The organism is Actinoplanes sp. NPDC051388, from assembly GCF_055586225.1.
The window spans coordinates 67,194-88,550 of the sequence record NZ_JBVJIP010000028.1 but is presented as its reverse complement, the minus strand read 5'-3'; the positions used below and the strand labels follow the sequence as shown (position 1 = coordinate 88,550).

The following is a 21,357-nucleotide window of genomic DNA, read 5'->3' as shown; positions in this document are numbered from 1 at the left end:
TGGTGTACGACCCGTTGGTGCGGAAACTGCATCTCGCGGCTAATCGGTTGCCGTCGGCCAGGTGCTGACCTAGACGGTATGACGTGACCGGCTCGTCGTGAGTCGGTTGCGGGCCGGGGCCTCGCTCACGAGATTCGTTGGCCAGGCTGCGTTTCATCGCCGACCACACCTTCTCGACGGGGTTCAGCTCCGGGGCGTAGGAGGGCAGCTGGTAGACCCTGTACCCGCTCGGAAATGCGGTTCGGGCTACGCTGCCTGCGAGTATTCGCTGATCAGTCCGTTGAGGATTTTTCTGCGGCGGACCCGCGCCGAGGTGCGGTCGACGACGGCAGGCGAGGTGTCCACGGCGTCGGGTGGGCGTTGATCCCGGCTCTGATGCGGCCGGCGCTCGTTGTAGTGCTCGACGAACTCAGCCAGGACGGCCTGCAGGTGCCGCGGGTTGTAGATCAGCATCCGGTCCAGACACTCGCGACGGACCGTGCGCACCCACCGTTCCGCATACGCGTTCGCCCGCGGTGCCTGCGGTGGACTGCGCAGGACCTCGATGCCTTCGCTGCTGAGCACCTCGTCGAACACGGCGGTGTACTTGGTGTCCCGGTCGCGGATCAGGAACCGGAACCGGGGCGGCCCGCTTCCCCAGCTCCAGCATCAGGTTGCGGGCCTGCTGCGCCACCCACGCCCCGCTCGGATGGTCGGTGACGCCGAGGAGGTGCACCCGGCGGGTCGCGACCTCCATCAGGAACAACACGTAGCGCCCGGGTTCTCGCTGAGATCGGCGATGACCGATCCCGCTTCGCTGACGCGAAAGCAGTCAAATCCTATGCCGGATCCTCGCCGGTCACCCGGGCCTCCGGCAAGAGCATGATCGGCATGCACCGCAGGATCAAGAACCAACGCCTCGCCACCGCCGGCTACCACTGGGCCTTCTCCGCGCTGACCGCCTCGCCCGGCGCCCGAGCCGACATGACCAGTGGGGGGCCACGAATGGGTGACGAGGCCGGCCGCCTCGGACGCGGCCCCTTGGTGATCTTCGCGCTGTGCGGGAGGTCGCGGGACGTCGACCCGCTTTCGTGGGCGTCGAGCCGCCGCTGGGGTCCGCATGGAGAAGGTTCCACGACCTGGCTCGCGACTCAGCGAGCAGGCAACAACGTGGCGCTGTCCAGACGGTCATTGAGCCATTTTCATCGTGACGGCGCAGGTCACGGGACAGCGGGAGTCTGATGTGGACACGAGGCGAAGCTCCCGGTAAGACAGCAATCGACCAAGATCAGATGCCCCAGCCGGGAGCCTCGCTGTGCTGTCTTACCCTGCCGCGATTCCGTTGTCCACTCGTAGCTTGAACCACCTCGCCGGCCTCATCCGCACCCAGCGTCAGCAGCGGCGATTCAGGTGGCGGCGCCTGGATCCCGGCAGGCAAGCACTGCTCGCCCTGGCTCATCTGCGTAACGGCGACACTCTGACCCGGCTGGCCGCCGGGTTCGAGGTCGGCGTTACGATCCTGGACGGCACCCTGATCTCCATCTACCGGGTCGCCGATCAGAAGCCCCACTACTCGGGCAAACATCGCCGGCACGGCGTGAAACGTCCAGGTCATCGCGGGTCCGGTGGGCCGGTTGATCTGGGCGTCCGCCGCTCTGCCCGGCTCGGTCCATGACCTCACCGCGGCCGGCAGTCACGGCCTCATCGACGCCCTGACCAGGGAAAAGGTGATGACGTTCGCGGACAAGGCCTACCAAGGCGCCCGCGGCCGCATCCGGACTCCGTTCAAACGTCGCCGCTACCGACCGAAACTCTCCGCCTGGCAGAAGAAGGTCAACCGCGCCCACGCCCGGATCCGCGCCATCGGCGAACGCGCCAACGCCACCCTCAAAACCTGGAAAGTCCTGACCAGGCTGCGCTGCAGCCCACACCGGGCCACCCCGATCGTGCAGGCCATCCTCGTTCTACATCACGTCGAGAACCCGACCTATCGAGGTTGAAAGGGCTCATTGGTGATGCCCAGGTACGCCAGTCGAAGCAACACGAGCCGACATCATCGCGCAGTCACCGACGGCGATGAACAAGAAGGACGCTGGGGCCAAGCCAAGGTCAAAGACATAGGCCGAAGTGCCTCCCACCGGTGCGGACGCAATATTCGGCAGGCACAAGGCTGTCGTCAGACACTGCCCGCCGTTGGATCCGCCACGTCTCTGAAACTCGGTTGGGTTGTTCATCCGACCGAATCCGCTTCTTCTGGAGATATTGCATAGCTCGTGCTGAAACACTATCGTATCGCCAAGCATCGCTGTAACCGGTTTCAGTGATCTGGGACACAGCGTTCAGCCGCCCCGGCCGGGCTGGCCGCCGGCCACCTTCGCTTGCAGTCGGTTGCCCGGTGCGGTTTGGCAAACGTGCGTCATCTGGCACGTAAGGGCGGCGCGTAAGGGCAGGGGGTCCCGAAGCACCGCCGGACGCAGGAGCCCGGCGCGAAGGTCTACGTATACGTCAGCACCGATGCAACAAAGAGAGGTTGTGATCATGGCTCGACTGTTCAAACTGCCCCGACAATTCAAACGTTGGACCATCGTGGCCGCCGCGACCGTACTGTTCGGAGTCGGCTTGCCCGTCGTCGCAGCCAACGCGGCCGAAGTACCAGCGTTTGAGGGTACGTTCACCATGACCGGCACCATCACCGTGCAGTCAGGTTTTGTAACTAGCGGCCCTGACCCGGTCTGCCGCATCCCGTTTCGCGAGACCATAGAGATGAATCGGATCATTCCGTCGCAAGGGCAGACCAATCAAAGAGGCTCCCTTGTGACGGGCGCCAGCTGCGCGGCCGCCCACGACATGCACACCATCCTGTCAGCCGACGGCTCCCTGCGTTCCAATGCACGCGAGGGCTTCGTCTCCGTCGGCGTGTCCGCCACCGGGGCAGTCGTACCTGGAATAATCACCGATAACGACTCGGTGATGGTGCCCGCCAACGGAAGCGCATCAGTGTTTCTCACAGCAGCCACTGAACTGGCGGAAGGCCGCGTCCAGGCCGACGTTACCCTGACCTTCGACCGCAGAATGGTCACCGTGCGGACGACGGAGTGTTTCCACGCCGCTTACTCGCCATCGATACCGATCGGCGCAGCGTCGTTGGACTGGTGCGGCGACGGTGCTTCGATTTCACAGGTGTACGCGTCGTGCAGCTCGGCCCCCGGCATCTTCTGCTCGCGCAGGATCGAAGGACCCTTTGACAGCGGGGGCATGCAAAGTTACAACATCACCACCACCTGGTGGGAGAGCAACCAGAGCCCCGAGCAGGTCGTCGTCGTCACGGTCTACGCCAACGGTCATTCCGAACGCCGCTGAGCCCGCTGCGGCCGGACGGCTTCAGGCCAATGCCGCCACGTGAGTGGAGTCGTCGACTCGACGCTGACCGTGAAGCGTCCGCCGAGGCGGACAATGCGGACCTCGTCGTCGGATGCGGCGCTGACCAGCGTCGCATCCGGCGACGGCGCGGATACGGCGGCCAGGAGCGCGACGGTGCGGGACCTTGTTGCCCAAATTCGGCTTTGCGGCGAGGGCGAGGGCGAGGGCGAGGTTGCTCAGGTCGGTGATGCGGGTCCGTTGGAGCAAGGTGTGGGTCCACCAGGCGTTGAGGCGGATGAGATTGATGGCGGTGGCGCCGCAGGCATGTTCGAGTTTCCATCCGCGACAAAGCCAGCCGGACCGCCGTCGCGGGCATCCTCGTCGCGGTCCTGACAGCGCCGGCGGGGCAGGCCATCACGTTCCTGAAGCCGGATTCCGCGTCGCTGGAGCCATGGACCGGTTTCGGCGTGTTCTGCCTTTACACCGCCGTCGCGATTGGGCTTGCCGGGTGGCAGCTGCGCCGTCGGGACGCGTGAGCCGAGCCTCTCGGTCACCACCCCACGAGCCGCGAACCGGCTCGGAACTCAACGCCTTCGACAAACCAGGGAGCAGATAGTGAAAAGAGCACGAGGGATTCTGGTTCTGGCGGCCGGGTTGGCCGCCACCACCGGGCTGGGGGTCATCCCCATCGCCTGGGCCGGCGGCACCGGCGACGGGAGGAGCGGCGGCACCGACGCCGGGCTCGAGCAGTTCCACCGTCAGCCTGTCGATTGGAAATCGTGCCGGCGCGGACCGGAGGACGCCGAGGGCCAGGAACTCGACGCGGCCGGCGCGCAGTGCGCCGACGTCCGGGTGCCGCTGGACTACCGCCGGCCCCGCGGCCGCACCATCACCATCGCGTTGGCACGGATCAAGGCCGCCGAACCGGCCACCGGGCTCGGTCCGTTGATCATCAACTTGGGTGGCCCCGCCAGCCCAGTGCTGTCGATCGTGCCGACGGCCGCCGCCGCGATGGGCGCGACCGGCGCAAGGTTCGACCTGATCGGCATGGACGTGCGCTTCTCCGGACGCAGCACCCCGCTGGACTGCGGCTGGCCGGCCTCCTGGCTGCCGCGTTCGGCCGGTGCCGACCGGCAGAGTTTCACCCAGCAGGTCGCTCTGACGAAGGACCTGGCACGCCGATGCGGGCGCACCAACGGTGACGTGTTGCCACACGCGTCGACCGCGAACATCGCCCGTGACATGGACGTGATCCGGGCCGCACTCGGCGCGCCGAAGCTGAACTACCTCGGCTACTCGCAGGGCAGCTATCTCGGCGCGCTGTACACCCAATTGTTCCCCCAGCGGGCCGGCCGGATCGTGCTGGACAGCGCGGTCGATCCGGACCTCCCGGGGACGACGATCCTGGCTCACAACGCGCCACACCGCGAGGACGCGTTGCGGGAATGGGCCACGCTCGCCGCTCAATTCGATGACACGTTCCACCTCGGTACGACGACCGACGAGGTGCTCGCTACCGTGGACCGGGTCTACCGGGCCTCCGCGCGCGCGCCGCTGTCCGTCGGACCATACACGGTGGACGACACCGTGGTGCCCGGCTTGATCGTCGGCCCGCTCGCCGACGACAGCGAGGACAGCGCCGCGGAACTGGCGGCCACGCTGCAAGTACTGGTGCAGGCGGTAGCCGACGGGCATGCCGAGCCGACCGAGGCGATGGACGAGACACTGGCCGGCATGCTGACCGGACGGGACTCGGCGTTGCGAAGCTCCATGACGGCGATCCAGTGCGGTGACGCGCCGGTATCGCGCGACGTGGAGTCCTACCGGCGCGACATCCAGGCCGGCCGTGCCGCTGCGCCGTTGTTCGGTCCGCTCGGCGCGACCATTACGCCGTGCGCCTTCTGGCCGGTCAAAGTGGCGAAACCGGTCGCGGTGCGGAACGAGGTACCGGCCCTGATCGTCCAGTCCGCGGGTGATGTGAACTCGACACTGGAGATGGCCCAGGCCATGCACCGGGCTCTGCGTGGTTCGCGCATGATCACGCTGGCTGACGTGCGTACCCACGGTGTGTACCTGTTCGAGGGCGCCAGTTGTGTGGACGAGGCCGTGAACGCCTACCTGAACACCGGCGTCCTGCCCGCGAGCGACCAGACCTGCACCGCCTGACGGAGCCGACCGGCGGCACTCACCTGCCCGGCGATCACCGATCAGTTCCGGTCACCTTCCACACCGTCCCATCGGCGCGGCGCCTTGCCGGATCTTCCAGGCCGGCGGGCCCCGCCTCCGCTTCGTCCAGGCCGGCGCCGGAGCGTTCGTGGGGATCCGCCACCGCCGCGGTGCGCCCGTTGGGGCCTTGGCCGCTGGGGCCCAGCATCGGGTACGGAGGTGGCCGTGATCGATCCTGTGCGCCCCGACTTGGCGACCCTGTACGACTCTGTTGCCCAATTCCCGGCGCGCCGGTTGTGGTCCGTGACCTTGCTGCACTGTCCAATAAGGATTGATTGTGGCTGGGTCTTGCGGCAGCGTCTCGGGTGAGGTGAGTGGTGGTCGCCGAGACCCTGCGGGCAGCGCTGGAAGCCCTGCTCTGGCGTCACCTCGTCATCCAGACGACGCCTCGCAGCCACCGGAAAGGGTCGCCGAAGCCGTGGCCACACAGGTTCAGCGCGAACCCTGAACCAGCCACAAGTAGTTTTGGACGATCGCATCTCAGCGTCGGACCTACTTTGGTGAATGGCTGGCCAGAGCCTTTAGTCGTCCGCGACCTTCGAGCGGACGCGACGCCTGCGATTTGCCTCAGCTTTGATGGCAACATTCGCCCCATCCTTTGCCAGTGAAGATGAGGCCGCGCAGCTCAGCGACCCCGCATGCCTCACCTTCACTGGCAAGGGACAAGAAGAACCCGCAGGCCAGAGGTGGGGCCGAATGGTCTTGCCAGACGACGGGACGGAGTCAGAATCAGTGAGCCGTTTCGTCGTGACGGTGCAGGCCACACGAGGGGTCGCGGTCCGATGTGGACATAGAGGTGAGGCTCCCGGTAAGACCGGTGGCGGCGCCTCGACCCCGGCCGCCAAGCCCTGCTCGCCCTGGCCCATCTGCGTAACGGCGACACCTGCACCCGACTGGCGTGGGGGTTCGGTATCGGTGTCAGTACCGCCTGGCGGTATGTCCGCGAGGCCGTCGACCTGCTCGCCGCGACCGCCGACGACCTGAACACGGCGATGGAAAGGATCCGCGCTCTGGCGTACGCGATCCTCGACGGCACCCTGATCCCGATCGACCGCGTCCGTGATCAGAAGCCCTACCACTCGGGCAAACACCGACGCCACGGCGTGAACCTGCAGGTCATCGCCGACCCGGCCGGACGCCTGATCTGGGCGCCCGCCGCTCTTCCCGGCGCCGCCCACGACCTGACCGCCGCCCGCACCCACGGCATCATCGACGCCCTGGCCAGCGCGAACGTGCTGACCTTCGCCGACAAGGCCTACCAAGGCGCCCGCGGCAGTGTCCGGACACCGTTCAAGCGCCACCGCTACCGGCCGAAACTGTCCCGCCGGCAGAAGGCCGTCAACCGCTCCCACGCCCGGATCCGCGCCCGAGGCGAACGCGCCAACGCCACCCTCAAGACGTGGAAAATCCTGGTCAAGCTTCGCTGCTGCCCACGCCGCGCGACCGCGATCGTGCAGGCCATCCTCGTCCTACACCAGGTCGAGAACCCTACCTACCGAGGATGAAAAACGCTCAATGCAGTGCTAGGCGTCAGACCGAACAGCTACAGCAACGACCCTGCCGGTAGGACTACGCGTCGGGTAGCTGTCTCCACCTGTCACCCTGGCTCGTAGGGTGGCGGCGGAACCGGGATCGATGGCCTGCACACCAAAGAGGGGTCGGTAGTGCAGGCCGAAAGGCAGCGGACATCAGTTGACCTGCACTGACGTTGGCGGACTGGGCCGTGGCCTCTGGTATTGCATGCCTGTGGTCCCTCGGGCGTCGAGCTTCGCTCGGGTCCGGTGGATGTGATGTCCCACCGACTGATAGCCGGCACCTTCCGTTGCGGAGGTCGTGGTTGCGCTGGGAGCAGGCCGCGCCTACAACGCCGCGATCCGCGATCGTCGCCGCCGAAGGCCCGCTCCTGCACCTCGTTGATCAGTCCACGATGCGCGGTAGGGTCCTCTCATCGATCGAGTCCCTGTTGGTAGAAGCGCCGCCTGCCGTCGGTGTCGTGTGCGCGCCAAGATTGCGGATGATCAAGGCTTCCGTCTGCGACTCGCAAGGTAGATCCGGACGACGGCCAGCTGGAGTGTCCGGACCTATCTTGCGGAGTTCCGCCGAACGGCCTTGTCCGGTCATCCTCTGTCCGTTGCTCTCGGGCGTTCGTGCAGATCCTCCGACGTAAACTCGATGATCTTGGTTCGGTCGTCGCCATGGCCTTGGAGGCCACGCTGCGCGGCTGGTGAGCCGCCGGATGGCGCCGCCTGGCCGGCGGCTTGGATTCGTCGCGGCTTGGGCGACTAGCGCACAATCATCGGATGCCTGATCTCGCCATGTCCTACCGTGAACTGCTCCGCGACCAGGTGGGCCCGTCACTGCGCCGGTGCGGATTCGCGGGTTCGAGCGGCCGGTGGACGCTGCGCGATCCGGCATCGGGGGACGTGGCGGTCGTTCAGGCGCAAGGGTCGAGGTGGAACTCTGCCGAGGAGGTCACATTCTTTGTCAACCTCGCCGTTGTGCCCCAGCCGTGGTGGCGCTACATGGTCGACCTGTACGCCCACTCGGGGGAGCCGAAGGAGTACCACGGGGTATGGCGCGACCGCCTTGAGCGACCGGGTCCCGAGCCGGTCGGCCGGGACGAATGGCGGTTCACCGACGCCGCCTCGGCGCACGCCGTCGGAGCTCGCGTGGCCGAGCTACTCACCACCACCGGGGTACCGCTGCTGCGGCGCTACCTGGACCGGTCGACCGTGCTGGACTACCTGCGGACCCGCGACACTTCGCGGATGACCGGCGGCGAGCCGCTCGCGGTGGTGCTCTCCGACGCAGGGCCCAGCGCGGAACTCGACGCGGTGCTGGAAACGCTCGTGGCCTCGCTGACCCCCGACAGTTCCCTGGCGTTGCAACGCCAGGTCGAGCGGCTGCTGGACTGGACCGTTGCGAACGCTGCCTGCTGACCGATCGGCTCCTTCCTCGGGCGGTTAACCGGATGCTGTCGCGACTTGTCCAGACCTACCTGGCGAACTCCGCGCGACCGGCCGCACCGCTTCCACATCCATCGACGAATCGATAGCCATGCCGCGGCATCGTCAGCTCCATCGACGCCGATCTTGCGCTACCGTCCCGGCACGTATGGGTGAATCCGCAACCTGAATCCCGACTCCGCAAGATCATCCGCAAGGTGAGTCCGGACCCGCAAGCAGCAAGCGGACGCGCCAGTCGGCTAGCGATGCGAATGCATCATCAGACGGAATTTTGCTGACTTTTTGCCGGGGCAGTGCACATGTTCAAACGGTGTGAATGAGTCGGGCAGGGCGGCCGACCCCTCCTCGGATCGACCTTCTTCGTAGCCGCCAGAATCTCTCTGTAGCCGAGGTATGACTCCGGGCACTGCCGACGGACCAGCTCCGCGCCGAAGAGGCCACACCGAGCTGCGTCGCTGCTGGAGCCGATGCCACCTGGGCAGCGCGATACTCCTACGCGTCTAGGACAAGGAAGTGCGACGCGTCAGTCCGAACAGCCACACCAATGACCCTGCCGGTAGGACTACGCGTCGGTGTAGCTGTCTCCAGCTGTCTCCTGGCTCAGGATTACGGCAGTACCGGGCTCGACGGCCCTGCCGCCGAAGAGCGGTCGGTGGTGCAGGCCGAACGCCAGCGGACATCAATTGACCGGCACCCGGGCTGACCATCAAGCACGAAGGGCGCCTTGCCTGTCGATCGAGACACGGGACCGTCAGCGCCCAGTCGTTACCGGTCGCCCGGCAGGATCCGGAAATGGATGTATGTCGCCCAATGCCGGGTCGCCCACCTTGGCTGAGGAGGCTGGCCGGCAGGTGACGCCCGTATCCTCCGTCAGGTCGAGCGCGTCACCGCTGAGCCCGGCGTCAAAGCCAGCGCAGGGCCTCACGCTTCATGGGGCAGAACCGGAATTGGGCGCAGATCTTGGCGACTTTCGGCGCCATGTTGTCGGCTCCGCGTACCGAGATGTTCGTGAGAACCCAGCGCCCCTTGTAGATCTTGTCCGACGGGGCGCCTGACGGTAGCTCCGGAGCCGGTCACCCTCCGTGCAGTCAATCATGAACCGAGACAGGTGCGAGTGCGCGGATCTGCCGATGTCCGCTCACCCGATCTTGCGGACGACCTTGTCACGGTCGAGGAATCCTCGGCAGCACACACGCAGCCGAGCCGAAGGAGACGGGCGTATCAGTGACCTGAGCTCCGGTTGACGAAACCGGTCTCGTAGGCGACGACTACCGCTTGCACGCGGTCTCGGAGGCCGAGCTTGGCGAGGATGCGTGCGACGTGGGTTTTCACCGTTGTCTCGGCCACCACCAGCTCGGCCGCGATCTCGGCGTTGGAGAATCCACGTGCGAGGAGCCGTAGGACATCGAGTTCCCGCCCGGTCAGCGACGCCAGTTCCGGCGGTAGTCCAGCCGACTGGGCGGGCTCGATAAGGCGTTCGATCAGCCGCTGGGTGATTGACGGCTCGATGAGAGAGTCACCGGTGGCCGCGGCGCGAACGGCGGCGATGAGGCGGGTCGATGGTGCGTCCTTCAGAAGGAAACCGGCCGCGCCGGCGCGCAACGCGCGGTAGACGTACTCATTCTGGTCGAAGGTCGTGAGAACGACGATCGTCGGGGGGTCTGGGTGCCGCAGGATCTCCTCGGTGGCCGACAGGCCGTCGATCTCGGGCATACGGATGTCCATCAGGATCACGTCGGGCTCGGTCAGCTGGGCCTGGCGGATCGCCTCGGTGCCGGTGTCGGCCTCGGCAACGACCTCGATGTCGCCCTCGGCCTCCAGGATCACCCGGAAACCGGTGCGGACGAGGGTTTGGTCGTCGGCGACGAGTACCCGGATCTTGTTGGACACAACTGAGAGTCTGCCGGTCCCGTCGTCGTCGGTGGGTCATCCCTAAGGACGACGGCGGGTCCGAACATCCTCCGTGAGCTGGACGAACGTTACACAGGCCGAACCCTACCGTCAGGGCATCTGAGCGACCCGGAGCGGAAGGAAAGAACGATGAACGGAATTCTCAAGGGTGTCCGGCCCCTCGACTACGTACTGGCCGGCCTGATGACCGTGCTGGGCGCGTTGCTGATGTGGGAGAACATCGCCTCGCCAGACGACGCGGACCTGGCCCACCCGGTCTCCACGCATTCGTGGGTGATCCTTCCGGTCTTCCTGCTGGTGACCCTGCCGATCCTGTGGCGCCGCCGCCACATCCTCGCAGTCATTGGCTTCACCATCGCCGCTTCGGCCGTCCACCTGCTGGCCTTCGACTGGCTCACACGCTGCGGTGTGACGCTCCCACTCTCGTTTGCACTCGCATACGCCGTAGCCCGTTACGCTGGGAAAATGAGCAACCAACTGATCGGCGTCGCCGGCATCGTCGTTCTTCAGGTGGTCGTGCTCTTCCACGACTCTTCGATCGGCTCGATCGGCGACGGACTCGTCCTCGCACTCCCAGGTGCCGCGCTCTTCTACGGTATCGGTCTTCTGGTCCAGAATCGGGTCACCAGGAAGCAGCAGCCCGCCGCCGTCGCGCCGGCCCCCGAGCGGGCAGCCGCCTGACCGGGTCCACGGGTGGTGGGAAGGAGTACGGCGATGAGTGACGTCTTCCGCGGGATCAAGATCGGCGACTGGTTCCTCGCGGGAGCCCTCACCGCGCTGGGCTCGTTGCTGATGTACTTCGACGTCAGCACCGCCGACGCCGAGGTCACCAGGAGTATCGCCGACGGCTCGATGGTCCACCCGATCGATTCCCATTCGATATGGATGATTCCGGTCTTCGTCGGCGCGACGGTTCCGGTGCTCTGGTGGCGGCGCAGTGTTCTCGCCGTCACCGGTGTCGCCGTCGGTTTCATGGTGATTCACGACCTCCTGTTCGGGTGGGTGACCCGCTGCGGCGCCGGCCTGCCGCTCACCTTCGTGCTGGCGTTCCTCGGGGCACTGGCTTACCCGCGTACGAAAGCCTGGCTCGTCTTTGGGCTTTGCGCCCTGCTGACCGTGGCCGTGTTGATGGTCGATGCGACCACCGGTCCGGACCCGCTGGCGCTTGCCTTGCCAATCGTTCTGGTCGTCTTCGGGATAGGTCGGGCGGCCCGGCACCGCAGCGCCCTGAACCACGAGCTCAAGATCCGGGACGAGGAGCTGCGGCAGCTGCGCGACGAGCGCGCCGCACTGGTGGTCGCGGACGACCGGGCCCGGCTCTCCCAGCAACTCGACGGACTCCTTCAGGAACGGCTCACGCAGCTGACCACGGCTGCCGAGTCCGCGGACGGCCTCGCCCCGGCGCAGGCGAAAACGCTGTTGGAGTCCATCGAGTCAGGCAGCCGGCAGACGCTGGATGACATGCGCGAGATCGTCGGGCTGCTCCGCGGCGGCGAAGTTGACCTGGCGCCGGCCCCTACGGTCGCTCATCTCGACGCGCTTCTCGCGCGACACCGGTCGGCGCGCTCGCGGCTGACCGTGACCGGCGACTCCCGGTCGCTGCCGGCCACCGTGGAACTGTCGGCGTACCGCATCGTCGAATACCTGGTCACGGTGCTCGCCGACCGGGCAGACGCGCCGATCGAGGTCGCTGTGCGATTCGAGGACGACGCGCTCGAGATCCGCGTCAACGGTCTGGTGGGGCGGGGCGTGGACCTGAAGGCGGCGATCGCCCGTGCCAAGGAGCGCGCCAAGCTGCTGGGCGGCTCGGTCGACGTGAAGGTCGCCCGGGGGCATGCCCGGGCCGTGGCCCAGCTCCCCGTGGTCGGGTGATCCGTGGTGGTAGGTTTGCGCCGGTTCGAGCAGGCGGGGATCGTCCTTCTGGTCCTCGCCGTCATCGCGTTGCCGACGGCGATCCACGGCTGGCCTGCCACAGCCCTCGGAAGTATCTTCGTCGCCACTGTCGTGGCGAGTGGCCTGACGCTGCTCTGGTGGCGAAGCCACCCGCGCGTGGTCGCGATCGTGGGCGGTGGGCTCTGGCTGGCGGCGGCATGCCTTGGTGACTCCGCCTGGTTCCCGGACCTCGCGCTCGTGATCATGGCCGTCCTCGCCGCGGTCACCGCCCTGGGCTGGCGTGGCCGGGCTGCCTGGGTAACCGGCGCCTGTCTGGCGGCGTACCTGGTCGTCTTCTGGCTGGTTCTCGCTACCAGCCCGGTGGCTGTGGTGATGTTCAGCGTGCCGGGCTTCCTCGCCGGGACAGTCTTCCGGCTGCGCCGGGAGGCTGCGGACGAGCTCGCCCAGCGCGGTCGCGAGCTGGAGGAGGAACGGGAACTGTTCGCCGACCTGGCGCTGCGCCACGAGCGGGCCCGGATCGCCGCCGAGCTGCACGACATCGTCGGGCATGCCATCAGCGTCATGATCATCCAGGCCGCGGCCGGGCAACGGCTGGTCGACAGCGACCCGGCCCGGGCCACGCAGGCCTTCGCCGCCATCGCGGAATCGGCCAGGCAGGGCCGGGAAGACCTGCAGCGGCTCATCCAACTGCTCGGCGGAACTGAGGTCGGCGGACCCGACCTGTCGCTCATCGAGGAGGTCGTGACGCGGGCGGCGCGCAACGGTCTGGACGTGTCGTGCCGGTTCGAGGGCGACCGCGACGGCGTGGCGGCGCCGATCGCCCACATCGCCTTCCGCGTCGTCCAGGAGGGCCTGACCAACGCACTGCGCCACGCCCCGGGAGCGGCCGTCCGAGTGCGGGTCAACGGCACGGGCCGAGACCTAACCGTGAGGGTGGAGAACGACCCGTCGACCCAGGAGCCGCCAGGCATGTCCGGTACGGGTCGCGGACTGACCGGCCTACGCGAACGGGTCCAGGAGCAGGCCGGCCGGTTGCTCGTAGGACCGACCTCGTGCGGCGGGTGGCACGTCGAGGCAACCTTCCCGAAATAGCTCAGTCTTGCGGCTCCTTCGAGCGAGAGACACGCAAACCACCGAGCCGGTTACCCCGGCCGCAGTCGCCTATTTGGATACCAATCCCAACAACCGATGAAGGAAGCGGAGTTCTCAGTAGCCGCCGCCATCGTTCCCGGCACCGCTACCCCGCTGCCGAACACGATCGCCAGAATCAAGCTCGCGATCACCCAGAGAGACCCTTCCGGCCGGTTCGCCTTGGCTCCATGACCATCACCTCCCGACAGGTGGCCCTCCATCGTTCCAGGGGCCGCGGAGATCAGGCCACCTGCCGGGAACCGACGGAGTCGCGGGTTCTGCGCAGATATTGCTCGGTGTCCGCTGCGTGCCCGTCGATGTCCGAGACCGACGGTCCGGGAGGTCGCTGATCCTCGCACGACGAAGGTGAAGTTCCGGCCGCTCGGGGGCGGGGTTCTCGGGCAGGGCGTACGGAGGAGACGTGCGCGGCTCGCGGGAGGTGGACCTGGCCGTCCGCTTGATGGAGAAACGGGGGAACCTTCGTCCGGTACTGAGATCGGGGCCCTGTTGGGGCCGTACTGTTCCGGGCATGGCGAGCGCCCGTGTGACCGACCGGCCGCGATTAGTCGCGGTTCGGGCTGGAGCCCTGTTCGATGGCGTGTCCGGCACTCTGGTGCCCGAGCCCGTGCTGGTGATGGACGGTCCGTCCATCGTCTCGATCGAAAGTGCGATCGCGCCGCCGCCTGGCGCCGAGGTGGTGGATCTCGGCGGCGCCACGCTATTGCCGGGTTTGATCGATACGCACGTGCATCTCGCGTTCGACGGCAGCGCCGATCCGGTCGCCGCCCTTGCCGGACGCGATGACAGTGCGGCGCTCGCGGCGATGTCGGCAGCCGGGCGAGTCGCCCTTCGCGGCGGAGTCACCACGGTTCGTGACCTCGGCGATCGTGAGTACCTGTCGCTGGGTCTGCGCGGCGCTCGTGATCTGCCCACGATCGTCGCCGCTGGGCCGCCGATCACCACACCGGCGGGGCATTGTCACTTCCTTGGCGGCGAGACCGAGCCGACACCGCAGGCGCTGCGGGCCGCGGTGCGCGAGCGGGCCGAGCGTGGCGTCGACGTCATCAAGGTGATGGCGAGCGGCGGGACGATGACCCCGGGTACCCGCCAGGAGGTATCCCAGTTCACTGCCGAGCTGCTGCGGGTCGTGGTCGACGAGGCGCACCGGTTCGGCCTGCCGGTCACCGCGCACGCCCACGGCACCGCCGCGATCCGGATGGGCCTCGACGCCGGCGTGGACGGCATGGAACATGTCTCGTTTTGGAGCATCGACGGCGTCGACGACCCCGGCGACCTCGTCGGGCGCATCGTGGACAGCCGCGTGGCCGTGGGGATCACCGGCGGCGTCGTCCCGGCACCGGGTGCCGTGCCACCGCCGGCGGTGGCGAAGCGGATGCCGCGCATCATCGCCAACACCCGCCGTCTGTACGAAGCTGGTGCCATCCTGATCTTCGGTACTGATGCGGGCATCGGATTGCCCAAGCCACACGACGTTCTGCGGTTCGCCCTCGAACAGACCGCGATGATCGGCGTCGCCCCTGAGGTGGCATTGAGCCTGGCCACCTCGAGGGCCGCCGCGGCGTGCGGCCTCAGCGACGTCAAGGGACGGCTGGCGCCCGGGTTCGACGCCGATGTCATTGCCGTAGACGGCAACCCGCTCGCCGATCTCGCGGCACTACACCGCATCCGCGCGGTGTTCGCCAGAGGCATCCAGGTCGTGTAGGAGAATTTCAACCCGAATCGATCCACGGCAATTGTCAGCATCCGGATCTGCCGCCGATAAAGCGCGGTGCCGGCCGCAACCTCTGACCGCGTCCTGGCCACCGCCTGCATCCGCTGGCGCGCAACGGGCGGAGGACATCAGGCTCGGGGCCGCCCTCCAAGTGGTTCCCGCGAGCGATGACCGCAAGACTATGGGCAGAAGGCCCGACCGATTCGCCCCGGCATCGAACCGCTCAGACCACACTGCCTCGCCTGCGATCAGTACCTGCTATCCCGCATTTGCCCAGCTCAGCCGGTATGGGCTAGAACGGTTCGGGTACCGCCACATCCGATTTCGTGTTTCCGCAGCTCAGCGACTGTTGGTGGACCGGATGTGGCACAACCCGAAGCGCATTCACCCTATTCAGGGGTCGATCGTGACGCTACCGGCCGTACGCCGACGCAGGCATTGACCGGTGTTCAGCGTGCGAACTTCCGCCGGGAATCGGCCAGCCGCGAGGATCGCTTGCAGGGTTCGGTGATCGGTCCAGCGGACGTCTCGTCTCCGGTGCGTTCGGTGCCTATGGCACAGTGCGGTGTGTGCCGTTGGATGAGTTGCCGGACTGGCTGCGGGCTTGGTGTCTTGACCATTTGTGCGGCGAACCCGCCGGCGTGCTGTTTCAGTCGCAACAGGTCTCGATGGTGTTCGGTTTGCGGTTGGCCGGTGGCAGGGACGTCGTGGTCAAGGCGCGCGCCGGCGACGGCCGGGCCGCGTCGTGTGTCGCGGCGCAGGCCCGGCTGGCCGATCGCGGGTTTCCGTGTGCCCGGCCGCTCACTCCGGTGGTCGGTGTCGGTGCGCTGGCCGTGCACGCCGAGGAATTCCGGCCCGGCGGCGAGGTGTTGCACGGGGACTCGCCGGAGATAGCCATGCGCTGCGCGGAGGTGTTCGCCCGGCTGATGGCCGAACTTGCCAGCGTGACCGTCGCGCCGCCGCTGCCGAACCCGCCCTGGGTGCGCTGGGACCACACAGATTCCGGAGCGTGGCCGGCGATCGACTTTCTCGACAGCCGGGACCAGAGTGTCGTGTCCGAGCACATTGTCCGGACGGCTGAACGGGCCCGGGAGCGGCTGCTGGCTGCCGGCTTGCCGTGCGTGCTTGGCCACGCCGACTTCGAGGCGCAGAACCTGCGGTGGCAGGGTTTGCAAGTGTGGGCGGTGCACGACTGGGACAGTCTGGCGTGGCAGCCGGAGGCGGCGCTGGTGGGAGCGGCGAGCGGGTCGTTCGCGAGTGCCGGGCCGCCCACGCTGGCGCCGATCGATAGCTCCGAGGCGTTCCTCGTGGCCTATCAAGACATCCGAGGGCGCCTGTTCACGGCCGAGGAGCTGGAGATCGCGTGGGCCGCCGGCTTGTGGATGGCTGCGTACAACGCTCGGGAGATGGCGCTGTGCGGTGGCACCCCGGCGGGCGGCGATGCGCTGCGGGCGCAGGCAGCCGAACGCCTCCGCCGGGCCAATGCGTAACATCAGCACGCCCATTCAGCGAGCGCATGTCCCCGCCGCAACGTCGCGCCACATCGACCGATACAAGCTCGCGGATGCGGCGTATCTGGGTGTCATCGAACCCGTCTACTTCACCCGAGCGTTCTCAGCGAGCGAGGACGCAGGACCATAGGAAACCGGTCCGACTAACTCACCACTGCCTCGAACTGCCCGCCCGCGCGCCTGGCCGCTGTCAACGCCTGCCGCGCGCTCGTTCCGCAGCTCAGCGAGCATCTGATGAAAGGTTCGGGCACCGCCACATCCGGTTTCACGTTTTCCCAGCTCAGGCACTGTTGGTGGACCGGATGTGGCACAACCCGAACCGCGTACCCACAGCTCAAGGGCCGATCGTGACGTTGCCAGCCGTACGCCGACGCACGCCCTGACCAACTCAGCCCCGGTCACCGGCCGCAGCGCCGCCACACGGATTCGATAACAGCATCGGCGCTGCGCCCCCGATCGCCGGACCACGACTGGTGAATCATGACCGTCAAGGCAGCGACCGCCTGCTGCCGCTCCTCGGCCGACATGGGCGCCATCTTGGTCTCTCGAACCACCACAATGGTTGTACGAAGCTTCGCTCCCGACATGCTCACAGCAATGAAGGCCCCAATCACACGGGAACGAGGCTGGCCATCGCCGCAGCCGCACCCCCGCCGACTCGGCGGGCCTCCTATCGGCACGGATGCACTGTCATGGCCGATGAGCGTGCGTCGCGTGCGAGTGTCCGCAGAAGTCCCGCATAGGGCTCCGGTGCAGTACCCGGGAGCCGGACTGCGACCGTCGACGTGATGTCGCCGCCTGTCGTCAAGACGCCTGGCTCGCGCTCCCGGGGTGGGCGGACGCGTCGTACCAGCGCAGCACCCGCAGCGCCCTCAAGGTGTTCCACCGGCTAGGCGTGCCGTCGGGTTCCTCGTATCGGAAGTGGACCGCGCCGGGGTGGGTGTTCTCGAGCAGCCAGCGCCCGTCGGGTCGGCGCTTTGCGCGGACGCGTTCGATTGCTTCGGCCAGCCGCGGATCCGGAGTGCCCCCACGCCGGGCGAAGTACTCCGTGGCCTTGAGCAGGTCGTAGTGCCAGCGTGGGGGGTAGGAGAACAATGCCCACTGCGGGTTGACCACCTCGCCCGTGCGTAACGACCGGAAGAGTTTGCGCCGCAGCAAGTACTCCTCTCCGTTCCGGCGGGCCCGGCGGACCTCCTCAGATCCGCCGGTATGGCGCTCCCACCTCAGCAGAGCGTCGATCACGTCCAGGGTGCTTGCGAAAGATGCCGGCGCCGGGCGCGTCTCGGCCCAGCAGTTCCAGCCACCATCCGGCATCTGATCGGCCACGAGTCGCTGCACGACCGGGTCGACGTCGACGCCCAGGTAGGCACCGATCAGGATCGTGCCGGCGTTGATGCAGCAGTCCACCTCGCCGGCGAAGAACGGCAGCCCGTCGTACTCCCAGCGGCAGTTGCGGGCCACCAGGTGTGCGGTCTCTTGCATCACCGGACTGTCCGGCGGGGTGCCCAAGTGGCACAGGTCGAGCAGGACGGGGTACGTCGCGGTCCACGGCTGGCCCGGCTCGGCACCCGACCCGTCGGTCGGTGCCTCGGCCGGTTCTCCGTCGGGCGACGGGAAAGGCGGCGGTGGCTCACCGGCTGCCAGAGCCTGCGCAGTGGCCGCTGCGAACGCTGCGGTACCCGGAAAGCAAGCCCCGTTCGCCCACAGGCCATGAGAAGCCCGCAGCGCCAGCAGCCGAGCACCCCAGCCCTCGTGCTCCACCCGCGCTCGCTCGGTCGCCACCTCGGTCTCCGAGGCGTTGACGAGGTCGCGCAGCACCTGCCAGCGGATCGCCGGATCGCCCTGCAGCAGCCACTGCACAACCGGATCGTCCTCGGCCATCGGCGGCGTTCGTGGCCGGTAAGGGCCCTGATTCTCCATCGGCTCCATCCCTGAACCCTCACCTACGCCGACGCTACGAACGCCCGAGTCGCCTTCGCTGAGGGTAACCAACGCTTCCATGGCGCGCGGTCGCGCATGCGTTGCTCGACGAGTCGCTCACTGGGGTGTTCGGGATCGTCCACCCCCCGAAAGATGGCGGGCCGTCAGGCTGATGGACGTCCGCTCATGCCGCAGACCGATCGTTACGCAAAGTGGCTGGGGGATCAAGGAGGCGCTGCGATGACGTGCCGATATCAGCCCAGGCGTACACCGATATTCCGTGAGAATTCCGCAGCAAAGTCAGCGCGGCGCACAGCGATTCATCGCCTGGGAGGTCTCACGGGGTGTACAACGGCACGTCCTTGCTTAGACGCCTTGGTTCGGCAGCACTGCAATGGCGCACCAGAGCTCTGTTCCACTGACTTCGAGCGCACTACCGCGCGGACGGCGGCCCGGCTCGATGCTCGATCCCGAACCAGGTGCGCAGCGTGTCGATGGACACCGTGGTCTGGCTCGGGATGGCGTCGGTCAGGCAGCGGTCGGTCAACGTCTGCCAGAGCCGCCAACCCGGCCCGCCAGCCACCTTCCTGAGCGTCGCCGTCGGCGCCCGGCCGAGCGATCGGTACTCGGGCAACGCCGTCGCGACGTCCTCCTCGAACGTCCGGATCAACCCGGCCACGACGGCCGGGTCCTGGACCCCTGGCACCATGGCGTATGACAGCAGCAGCCCCCAGGTCAGCAACGGTCGCGCCGCATCATCGTGGCGCCAGGCGCCGGGCTCGTGCAGCCGGCACCACGCCAGGAAGCGGACCGTGTTCTCGGTCGCCTCCCGACCCAGCTCCAGCGCCGACTCGATCAGCTGGGCCAGTTTCGCGGCCGGCACGTGCGTGTCGTCCGCCCGCACGAGCACCAAGCAGCAGAACAGTCGCGCGACCTGCCCGCGCTCGCCAGCCCATTCCGGTCGGAGTTGCTTCCCGGTCAGCGGCTCATGGCTCGCGAGCTCCAGCACCTCGGCCGGATTCCACGGCAGTTCCTGCGGCACATGGTTGACGACCAGCAGTTCCTCGATGCCCCGCCGGTGCTCCTCAACCTGCTTGCCGTGATCCAGGAGAGCTATTTCGCGCACGATCGAGGCGTTCAATCGGGTACGCACCCAGTCCCTCAGCGCCAGCTCCGCCGGCCGCAGGCCATCCAGCAGCCGGACCAGTTCCGCGCTGGGTCGCATCACCGGTTGGACCACACGTGCGGCGGGATGGCCTCGAGGATGTCGATGAGCAGGTCGAACCGGCTCAGAACCGTCGCCGGATCGTAGGTGCCGGGCCACCAGCACACCAGATCGTCGCCGCGGATCCACCAGGCCACCCGGTCCCGGCGCCGCAGCAGCTCCATCATCCCGGGATCGATGACGTCGTAGGCGAACTTCGGCTCGGCGGCGTGCACGGCGAAGGCGTGGTCGAACTCCTGGTCCGCGAATCTGAGGGCGGGGAAGCCGACGCCCCTCGCGACCCGGTAAATGAACGTCGTGGGGTCGACGGAGAGGTCCGGCAGCGGCGCGGGGAGGCGCACCGTGCACACCGCGAACCGACGGGTCTTCGTGGTGGGGTAGCCCTCGGAGTCTCCGCTGGGCTCCTCGTACGAGTACTGAAAAGCCAGCATGGAGCGTCCACGGTAGACGCCGGTGAGCACGTCCCGGGCCTGCCGATCCTCGCCGCGCCCGAACGGGTACTCGGACCAGCGGCTGACGAGCGAGGGATCGTGCTGCTGCGGCTGCCAGCCACGTTCGGCGGCGAACGCGGTGAGTGCGGCCCAGCGCCGCCGCGGGGCGCGGACCCGGTAGCCGACGACCGCGCTGATCACGACGAGCCCGAGCAGTAACCAGCCCAACGTGGCGAGGGCTTCTCCGGCGAGGCGCGGCATCGGGTGAGCGTAGCGCCGAGCATTGTCGAGCGGTCGGCACGGCTCCGGACGGTGGTGTGCCGGCAGCTCCGTAAGGGCTGGTCCCCGGCGTCGATCGCGGGCCGGTTACCGGCGGACTACCCCGAGGATCAGACTTGCCGGGTGTCTCACGAGGCGATCTCCCAGTGGGTGTACGCCCAGCCGGTGTCCACGAACGGCTGCACTCTTCTGCCGCCGAGAGTGCTCACCGCCAGCCGCAAGGTTTACGCCTAGGAGCCGAATTTTCTGGGGTGTCTGCGTGAGAAGAGCGGCGATCACCTCCCGCATCGGAGCCCTTCGAGGCGGGGACGGGACGCCATGGTTTCGTCCGCGTGCCAGCAGGTGACTATCTCCCCGGGGAAGTTCCCGCGTCGCGATCAGAGCGCGGTCCTACGAGCGAAGGCGCGGACGGTAATGGCCGGCAAGTTCGAGGTGTACTCCGACAAGGCGGGCAAGTTCCGGTTCCGGCTCAAGGCTTCCAACGGGCAGGTGGTGGCGACCGGCGAGGCATATGAGACCAAGGCTGCGGCCAAGGACGGCTGCGAGGCGGTGCAGCGTGCCGCGAATGGCGCTGAGGTCGTAGAGACCGACGCCTGACCTTTGTGTCGTTTTCTCGGCAGGGCCCGGATCTCGAGCCAACGAACGAGCGGCGCCGCCCGGGTGCAGTGCTTCCTGGGCGGCTTTCGTGTCCGTGCTGGTCGTTCGTTGACAACAGTCAGCTCTGCCTGGTTCCTGTTGCCCCAGGCGGCTGGGGTCGGCACCCGCGGCGACGAAGCACACGAGCCCAAGGTCA

14 protein-coding genes and 5 pseudogenes are annotated in these 21,357 nt (G+C 67.5%); 13 read left to right on the top strand and 6 right to left on the bottom strand.

The window, feature by feature from the left end:
- Positions 1–145: 145 nt before the first annotated feature.
- Together ACZ6TI_RS44445 and ACZ6TI_RS44440 are read right to left on the bottom strand one after the other, a co-directional pair.
- Positions 146–208, bottom strand: a pseudogene (locus tag ACZ6TI_RS44445) (transposase); the annotation flags it as partial.
- Between the two features lie 38 nt (positions 209–246).
- Positions 247–576, bottom strand: coding sequence for an integrase core domain-containing protein (locus ACZ6TI_RS44440; RefSeq protein ID WP_465351329.1), 330 nt, complete (start codon positions 574–576; stop codon positions 247–249).
- 147 nt (positions 577–723) lie between these two features.
- Between ACZ6TI_RS44440 and ACZ6TI_RS44435 the strand changes: the two are divergent.
- The 6 genes and pseudogenes from ACZ6TI_RS44435 to ACZ6TI_RS44410 all read left to right on the top strand — a co-directional run.
- Positions 724–960: pseudogene (locus ACZ6TI_RS44435) on the top strand (transposase); the annotation flags it as partial.
- Positions 961–1,294: 334 nt separating this feature from the next.
- Positions 1,295–1,979, top strand: a pseudogene (locus tag ACZ6TI_RS44430) (transposase family protein).
- Between the two features lie 538 nt (positions 1,980–2,517).
- Positions 2,518–3,339, top strand: coding sequence for a hypothetical protein (locus ACZ6TI_RS44425; RefSeq protein ID WP_465351328.1), 822 nt, complete (start codon positions 2,518–2,520; stop codon positions 3,337–3,339).
- Between the two features lie 615 nt (positions 3,340–3,954).
- Complete coding sequence (locus ACZ6TI_RS44420) at positions 3,955–5,505, top strand: alpha/beta fold hydrolase (protein ID WP_465351327.1); 1,551 nt, start codon at positions 3,955–3,957, stop codon at positions 5,503–5,505.
- A gap of 875 nt (positions 5,506–6,380) precedes the next feature.
- A pseudogene (locus ACZ6TI_RS44415) lies at positions 6,381–7,070 on the top strand (transposase family protein); the annotation flags it as partial.
- A 795-nt stretch (positions 7,071–7,865) separates the two neighbouring features.
- A complete protein-coding gene (locus ACZ6TI_RS44410; RefSeq protein WP_465351326.1) occupies positions 7,866–8,504 on the top strand; it encodes a DUF4304 domain-containing protein in 639 nt (212 codons plus the stop codon).
- Positions 8,505–9,752: 1,248 nt separating this feature from the next.
- Here ACZ6TI_RS44410 and ACZ6TI_RS44405 read toward each other — a convergent pair.
- Entirely contained in the window at positions 9,753–10,421 is a 669-nt protein-coding gene (locus tag ACZ6TI_RS44405) for a response regulator (RefSeq protein ID WP_465351325.1), read from the bottom strand.
- 150 nt (positions 10,422–10,571) lie between these two features.
- Here ACZ6TI_RS44405 and ACZ6TI_RS44400 point away from each other — a divergent pair, with 150 nt between their 5' ends.
- The 5 genes from ACZ6TI_RS44400 (at position 10,572) to ACZ6TI_RS44380 (ending at position 16,688) form a co-directional block, all read left to right on the top strand.
- Entirely contained in the window at positions 10,572–11,123 is a 552-nt protein-coding gene (locus ACZ6TI_RS44400; RefSeq protein WP_465351324.1) for a hypothetical protein, read from the top strand.
- Positions 11,124–11,234: 111 nt separating this feature from the next.
- Entirely contained in the window at positions 11,235–12,314 is a 1,080-nt protein-coding gene (locus ACZ6TI_RS44395; RefSeq protein ID WP_465351323.1) for a sensor histidine kinase, read from the top strand.
- Between the two features lie 15 nt (positions 12,315–12,329).
- Positions 12,330–13,427, top strand: a complete 1,098-nt coding sequence (locus ACZ6TI_RS44390; protein WP_465351322.1) for a sensor histidine kinase — start codon at positions 12,330–12,332, stop codon at positions 13,425–13,427.
- Positions 13,428–13,995: 568 nt separating this feature from the next.
- The gene (locus tag ACZ6TI_RS44385; RefSeq protein ID WP_465351321.1) at positions 13,996–15,189 is read left to right on the top strand and encodes an amidohydrolase family protein; all 1,194 of its coding nucleotides are present in this window, start codon (positions 13,996–13,998) and stop codon (positions 15,187–15,189) included.
- 578 nt (positions 15,190–15,767) lie between these two features.
- On the top strand, positions 15,768–16,688 hold the full coding sequence (locus tag ACZ6TI_RS44380) for a phosphotransferase (RefSeq protein ID WP_465351320.1): 921 nt from the start codon (positions 15,768–15,770) through the stop codon (positions 16,686–16,688).
- Between the two features lie 825 nt (positions 16,689–17,513).
- On the opposite strand, the gene ACZ6TI_RS44375 is transcribed toward ACZ6TI_RS44380, so the two are convergent.
- The 3 genes from ACZ6TI_RS44375 to ACZ6TI_RS44365 all read right to left on the bottom strand — a co-directional run bounded on the left by ACZ6TI_RS44375 (position 17,514) and on the right by ACZ6TI_RS44365 (position 20,546).
- The gene (locus ACZ6TI_RS44375; RefSeq protein WP_465351319.1) at positions 17,514–18,629 is read right to left on the bottom strand and encodes a hypothetical protein; all 1,116 of its coding nucleotides are present in this window, start codon (positions 18,627–18,629) and stop codon (positions 17,514–17,516) included.
- A gap of 433 nt (positions 18,630–19,062) precedes the next feature.
- Entirely contained in the window at positions 19,063–19,857 is a 795-nt protein-coding gene (locus ACZ6TI_RS44370) for a hypothetical protein (RefSeq protein WP_465351318.1), read from the bottom strand.
- Complete coding sequence (locus ACZ6TI_RS44365) at positions 19,854–20,546, bottom strand: hypothetical protein (protein ID WP_465351317.1); 693 nt, start codon at positions 20,544–20,546, stop codon at positions 19,854–19,856. Before ACZ6TI_RS44365 ends, ACZ6TI_RS44370 begins: the two co-directional genes overlap by 4 nt.
- A gap of 24 nt (positions 20,547–20,570) precedes the next feature.
- Between ACZ6TI_RS44365 and ACZ6TI_RS44360 the strand changes: the two are divergent.
- Both ACZ6TI_RS44360 and ACZ6TI_RS44355 read left to right on the top strand, forming a co-directional pair.
- Positions 20,571–20,786 (top strand): annotated as a pseudogene (locus ACZ6TI_RS44360) (IS30 family transposase); the annotation flags it as partial.
- Between the two features lie 192 nt (positions 20,787–20,978).
- Complete coding sequence (locus ACZ6TI_RS44355; RefSeq protein WP_465351316.1) at positions 20,979–21,161, top strand: YegP family protein; 183 nt, start codon at positions 20,979–20,981, stop codon at positions 21,159–21,161.
- The last annotated feature ends 196 nt before the right edge of the window (positions 21,162–21,357 follow it).